Consider the following 5701-nt stretch of genomic DNA (forward strand, 5'->3'; position numbering starts at 1 on the left):
CGGTAACCGAGAATTTTCTCACCTCAAGTGGTCCAGGAAAGCGGGAGGAGGTCAATCCTGCGACCATGCATTGAGCCGCCGGTATCTCGCCACGTTCTGGCCGACTTTCGATCGAATATCCACACACACACAGGAAGCGTGCGCGCAGACTTTAAGTCTACAGACTATGAGTCTCATGGCGCGCGCAAGCGCCACATGCACGGCTCCCAGACATCAGATTGACGGACTAATCTGCAAGACGTGACTCATTGTCTACAGTGTCGCCCGACCGTTGGCGGCTGGTAAAGTACTTCTGCGCTCGGATCCAAGCCGCCGGGAGACACGAAATGCGCCGCGTTGCAGATTCGTCCGCCAGCCACTTTGCCCGATCAGCCCGCAGTCCTGCGACGTACAAGGCATACGCCGACGACTGGCGCGACTTCACCAACTGGTGTGCCGAGCATTGGGAGTCGGCTTTACCAGCGACTGCAGCCACGGTCGGCCGCTTCCTCGCTGACAGAGCCACCGCTCTTAAGCCGGCTACACTTGACGGTCGCCTCTCCGCAATCTTGATCGTGCACCGCCAGGCCGGATTCGTCGAAGCGCTAGACCGCCGTCACCCGGCCATCGCTGACACATTGAAGGGCATCCGCCGCGCCCTTGGCACTGCCCCATTGCAGAAGGAGGCACTGTCGCGCGATGACCTCGCCATCCTGGTCTCCGCCCAGCCGAACACCCTGCTTGGCTTGCGCGACCGAGCGCTGCTGTTGCTCGGCTGGGCCGGCGCCTTTCGCCGCGGAGAACTCGCCGCACTCGAGGTCCGAGACCTCACATTCACTTCGGAGGGCTTGGCGGTAACAATTCGGCGGTCCAAGGAAGATCAGGAGGGTAAATCACAGATGAAAGGTCTCCCATTGGCCGCCAACCCAGACCTCTGCCCAGTCCGAGCGGTGCGGAAGTGGCTGATGGCGAGTAGCACAGGTGAGGGTCCGCTCTTTCGCCGCCTCGACCGCCACGGCAACATCTACGAGGACGGAATCAGCGGCGAGGCTGTGGCATTGGCGGTCAAGCGGGCAGTCAGACTGGCCGGACAGCGGGAAGGATGGACCAAGGCCGAAATCGCCCGGCGGATGGATGCGGTGGCCGGCCATTCGCTGCGGGCCGGCCTGATCACCGCCGCTGCCGAAGCCGGCGCTACCGAGCTGCAGATCATGGAGATCAGCCTGCACCGATCGATGCGGACACTCCGCGGCTACGTCCGCCGCGGCTCGTTGTTCCGCTCCGATGTCCATCGCAAGGTGGGGCTATGAACGGGCGTGTTGGATTGGTGCACCGCGCCCCGAGGGAGGTCAGCATCACTCATCCCCCGGGGCAACGGCACCTGGGCGGGAGCCTCGCGGACGGGTTCCGTCGGAAGACGGAGGAGCGCGCTTATGAGGTAGGAAAAGCTGTTACTTTTCCCCTACTTCTCGGTCGTGAGACGGGGTCCTTCCCAAGACCCAGGAAGGGCGCATCCCCCCGGGTCCCGCGCCGGTGCCGGTGCCTTCCTCCGTGGGCGGCGACACCGTCTCCAACCCCGGGTCGGGCGGCACTGGTGGCAACCGCCACACCAGCCGGGTCTCGCCCCGCCGGCCGGTGGCCGCGGTGCGTGCCCGCGCTTGGCCGGTCTTGACCATCCGCCCCATCTCGCTGGAAAGCTTGGTTTTCAGCTCTTCGTGGCCACCCTTGCCCCAGACGGTATCGTCCTGCCAGTGCGGCAACCCGGCACGGTCGGCCAGTTGTTGCGCCAACCCTTCGCGCGACAGCTCAATGCCGGCGTCCGCCAGTACATCTAGGCCGGATTGGCGGAAGCTGGCGCCAAACAGCCGCCACCGACCCGGGCTCTTGCTAGCCAACAGCGCCCAGTTTGCCGGGGCGGGTGAGGTCCCAGCTTCCGCGCCGATAGGCCGTGGCGGAGGTACGTCTGGCGCGGATGGCGGCGTCGGCTCAGCCTCAGGCCCTGGCGGCGGTCCCGCCATCAGCACCATCGCCGCCCCCAGCCGGGCTAGGCGCTGGAACAGCTCGGTGGCCTCTGTCTGGCTCCACGCCCCCAAGGCTCGTGGATCCAGCGCGCTCATGGCCGACTCCCGTCATCGGCCAGTTCCGCCGCCACGCGCGACGCCAACCGAACGATCAGGGCCTGAGTGTCTGGCCGGCCATGGGCAAACAGCATGCGCGCCCGCAGCAAAGGGAAGCTGGCGTTGCCACGGGTGTCGCCGTACAGCCGTTTCAGCTCGCGGTTAAGCGCCTCAACATAGCCGGTTCCGGCGCCTGGCCGCGCGACCGCGGCCAGGAACTCGTCGCGCCAGTCACGACCCAGCGTCGTCACCGCAGTGGCGTAGAGGTCGGCCAGCCCCGCCGCCGCCAGATCACGCCGCCAAGTGGAAAAGGTCTGGGCGGCGCGGAGCCGGTCGGGAACGTCCCACAAGGCGAGGAACGCCTCCTTCGCCTCATAGGCCGCTCGCAGTCGCTCGCCGCCCGGCCGGGCGGAAAATTGCGCGGCCAGCCAAGAGCGTTGATCGTCATCCAAGGCGCGGTTCGGCCGCTCCAGGAGTGCCTTCAGGGTGTCAACCCGCCGGCGTCCGGAAGTGGCAACGCGTTGGCGCTGCTGGGTAAAGCCCAAGGACTTGCGCAGCAACGCAAGGGGCTTCAGCACCAGGGCCGTGGCATGGCGACGATCGAGCGCCAGGATTACCCGCTGGCCGGCCTCCAGCGGGGGATCGGGAAACACCGTCCGTACTGCAGCGCGTTCCAGCGTGCTGGCGTCGATCGCCACCAGCCTGACCAGATCCCGCCGCTGCAAATTCGCCAAGGCGGCGGCGAGGCTATTGGCGTTGTGGTCGTCCAGCAGGTCAATCAGGCAATTGCCCTCGATGTCAGCAATAACCGTCCAGGTGGCGCCGCCAATATGAACGCCATCAAGGCCCAACGCATCGGCCGCCGCCGGGCGATAGGCGGCGGCGAAGTCCGTGAGGAAGCGGGCGAGCAAGAGCCGCAGCTTGCGCGGCGGCACCCCCAGCTCGCCCGCCACCCGCGCCAGCGGCGTGGTGAGGCAGCGCAGGATTGCCGCCTCGGCCAGCCGGGTGGTCATCAGCAGCGGCGGCCCGATCAGGAGAGGCGGGCGGGTGTGGCTGCGGCTGCCGCCTGGGCCGTCGCGGCGGAAGCGCCGCAGGCGCAGCCAAGTCGGCCGCCCGAGATGCGGCAGGTCGTGCCAGCGGCGCCCGGAGGTCGCCCGCACCGGCCAATCGGGATGGACGTCGACGGCGTCGCATAGCAACTCCACGCCAGCGGAATTTTCCCCGCTGTCGGTACGCTGGCCGACCACCACCAGCCCGGGCAGGCCTCACAGGGCGGTGGCGGTGAGGTCCGGGCGTGGTCCGAGGGTCCGCGGCCTAGCCATTGGACCCTCCCGCATTCAGCCAGGCAACGAGACCGGCATGGGGGACGACGACGCGGCGGCCGATGCGGCGGCGCGGTGGTCCCTCGCCGGCCGCCCAAAGCTTGTAGAGCAGGGCACGGGAAACCCCGGCCAACTTTGCCGCGGCGGCGATCGAGTGGCCGAGACTGGGAAGAGGCGCGGAGTCCGGGGTGGCTGAGCCGGTGGGATCTGCCTGGTCGCGATTGCTAGCTGTCATGGATTGTTCTCCTGGTGGTATTTGATCGAAGGCGGCACCGATGCCGCCCTGCGATAGACACCGGTATGCACCGGGCACCCAGGAGAGACGGAGCGACTTTTGGAGATGTCAGAATTGAGGAAAGAGTGCGTTTCACTTCTGTCCATTTTGGCAATAGTATTTGCCTTAGAGGAGGCGCGCCATTCAATTTCTTCTTTTTTGGCGGCGGGAGGCGCCTAGTTCCTATTACCGCTGGGTGTTCGTTCCTGTGGCGCTCGTCAAAATATGCCGCAGGCCGCTCCATAACCCATTGAAGTTTCGTGTGCCACTGGTCGGTCCGCAACATAGTTATAGTTCGACCCAAATGCCGCGAATCGGCGCCGTTCCTGGTTCGGCAGCATCATGTGCGCCCTTCGGGCAAGCCGCAGGAATCCCGGTGGTATGTGGTGGGTGCGGGCGGTCGTGCAGTCTGCGGAATTCCTCGGCAACCACCGCAACTACCCCAGTATCAAGCGTCCATAGGACCACGCTCCCGTCCGTAGACAATTTTTCCAGAGCGGGAGATGCTGAGAGACGATTGATGATATCGACCGGCGTATCCGCGAGGACGGCGTCGAACCCGCTATCTTCAACCGCACAGGGGAACTATGAGCGACGAATTGCCCGAGCGCCGACCATGCCCCGTCAAGCAGCGGCCAAAAGTGGGCGAGGTTCAGCTTCCTTATGCCGAGTCCAAAGTGGATGGTCGCATGCGGCACATCTCGGAGGTGCCGTCTGGCTTGGCGTGCGAATGTAGGTGCCCGGCCTGTAGTGCCGATCTTGTCGCTCGCAAAGGCCGCCAACAAGCGCACAACTTTGCTCATCGTTCGAACCAGGCGTGTACCCGCGCTTACGAAACGGCCATCCATAGGCTGGCCAAGCAGGTCATTGCGGAAGCCGGCAAAGTTGGCTTGCCAGAGGTCAAGGCTGTGGTCGGCGACGAGGAGCGCCACTTATTCCCTCAGCAGGTGTTTGAACTGGATTCTGTGACACTTGAAAAGTGGCTCCCGGGGATGCGCCCCGACATCGTTGCCCAACGCGGCGAACGGAAACTGTTGATCGAGATAGCCGTTACGCATTTCTGCGACGAAAAGAAGCGTGAGCTGATCCGGAAACGGGCAGACTCTGCCATTGAAATCGACCTACGGGGTGTCCCGCGGGATGCAGAGAAGGCCCTAATCGAGGCCGCCATTCTGTCCACGGCCGATCGCGAATGGCTCTACAATAAGAGACGAGATGACGTCGAGGCTATAATGGCCGCCGAACAGGAGCTAAAGGCGGCGGAAAAACAGGCCCGCCAGGAGGCGGCAGCGCGTGCCATGGCCTCTAGAGTGCTGAAGGCGTGGCGGGCCACTCCTGTGCAGGCCAATGCTGAGGCTGCCGTACAGATGGTGGCCAGTTGGAACCGTGACGTCAGAGACGGCCAGCTTGAACGCCATCTGCACCTTGATGTCGGTGGCGAGGCGGCGTTCCTGTCTGGCAATGGATGGCTGGCTCTGCTGGTGGGCCGTTTTGTTGCCCAAACTCGCTGGTGCAAGAGACGCTACACGACGGTGACGGTTCTGGATACATTGCGCGAGGCAGGGCAACTCAAGGAGGGGCTGGACGGCTTCATCAGTAAAGATGTAGCCGACTTCGTTCGACAGACAGACCCCGCATTTTTGTCGCCCTATGAGGCGGTGGAGGCAGCGTTGACGCGGCTTTACGAACGCGGCGTCGTGAAAAAGCATGGGGGTTCATGGAGCACGGACTACTCTGTCGCCTACGCCGCTGAGCAGGCTATCGGCCACGCTCGGGAAGGCAGAGCCCAGATAGGCGAGGTTCGTAAGGCGTTGGGCGAACTGATCGTGCTGGCTGGCATCAAGATTGATGTGAGACTCTGGCTCACTACCAGACACGGCAATTGGAGCGCCAGCCCGGCCACCCTGGCTGCCGCCGGGCAGCGGCCCGCTGACAATATAATCCGTCACCTCGGCCGCCTGAGATACCGTGTCGGGCGTCAAGTCGGGACGAAGGGGCGGCGGGTTTTC

Annotated in this window: 5 protein-coding genes; 2 read left to right on the forward strand and 3 right to left on the reverse strand. The window is 64.6% G+C overall.

The genetic code is table 11. From position 1 onward, the window contains the following. Positions 1-326: 326 nt before the first annotated feature. On the forward strand, positions 327-1289 hold the full coding sequence (locus ABD056_RS22350) for a tyrosine-type recombinase/integrase (RefSeq protein ID WP_343870454.1): 963 nt from the start codon (positions 327-329) through the stop codon (positions 1287-1289). 141 nt (positions 1290-1430) lie between these two features. Here the strand turns inward: ABD056_RS22350 and ABD056_RS22355 are convergent, their stop codons facing one another. The 3 genes from ABD056_RS22355 to ABD056_RS22945 all read right to left on the reverse strand — a co-directional run bounded on the left by ABD056_RS22355 (position 1431) and on the right by ABD056_RS22945 (position 3653). Further along, a complete protein-coding gene (locus tag ABD056_RS22355) occupies positions 1431-1874 on the reverse strand; it encodes a hypothetical protein (protein WP_343870456.1) in 444 nt (147 codons plus the stop codon). Positions 1875-2092: 218 nt separating this feature from the next. Beyond that, entirely contained in the window at positions 2093-3346 is a 1254-nt protein-coding gene (locus ABD056_RS22360) for a transposase (protein WP_343870458.1), read from the reverse strand. 64 nt (positions 3347-3410) lie between these two features. Next, entirely contained in the window at positions 3411-3653 is a 243-nt protein-coding gene (locus ABD056_RS22945) for a helix-turn-helix domain-containing protein (protein ID WP_425545075.1), read from the reverse strand. A gap of 626 nt (positions 3654-4279) precedes the next feature. Between ABD056_RS22945 and ABD056_RS22365 the strand changes: the two genes are divergently transcribed. Further along, positions 4280-5701, forward strand: a 1422-nt coding sequence (locus ABD056_RS22365; RefSeq protein WP_343870460.1) for a competence protein CoiA family protein, incomplete at its 3' end; no start/stop codon positions are given.

Source organism: Caenispirillum bisanense, assembly GCF_039523075.1.
Classification (GTDB): domain Bacteria; phylum Pseudomonadota; class Alphaproteobacteria; order Rhodospirillales; family Rhodospirillaceae; genus Caenispirillum; species Caenispirillum bisanense.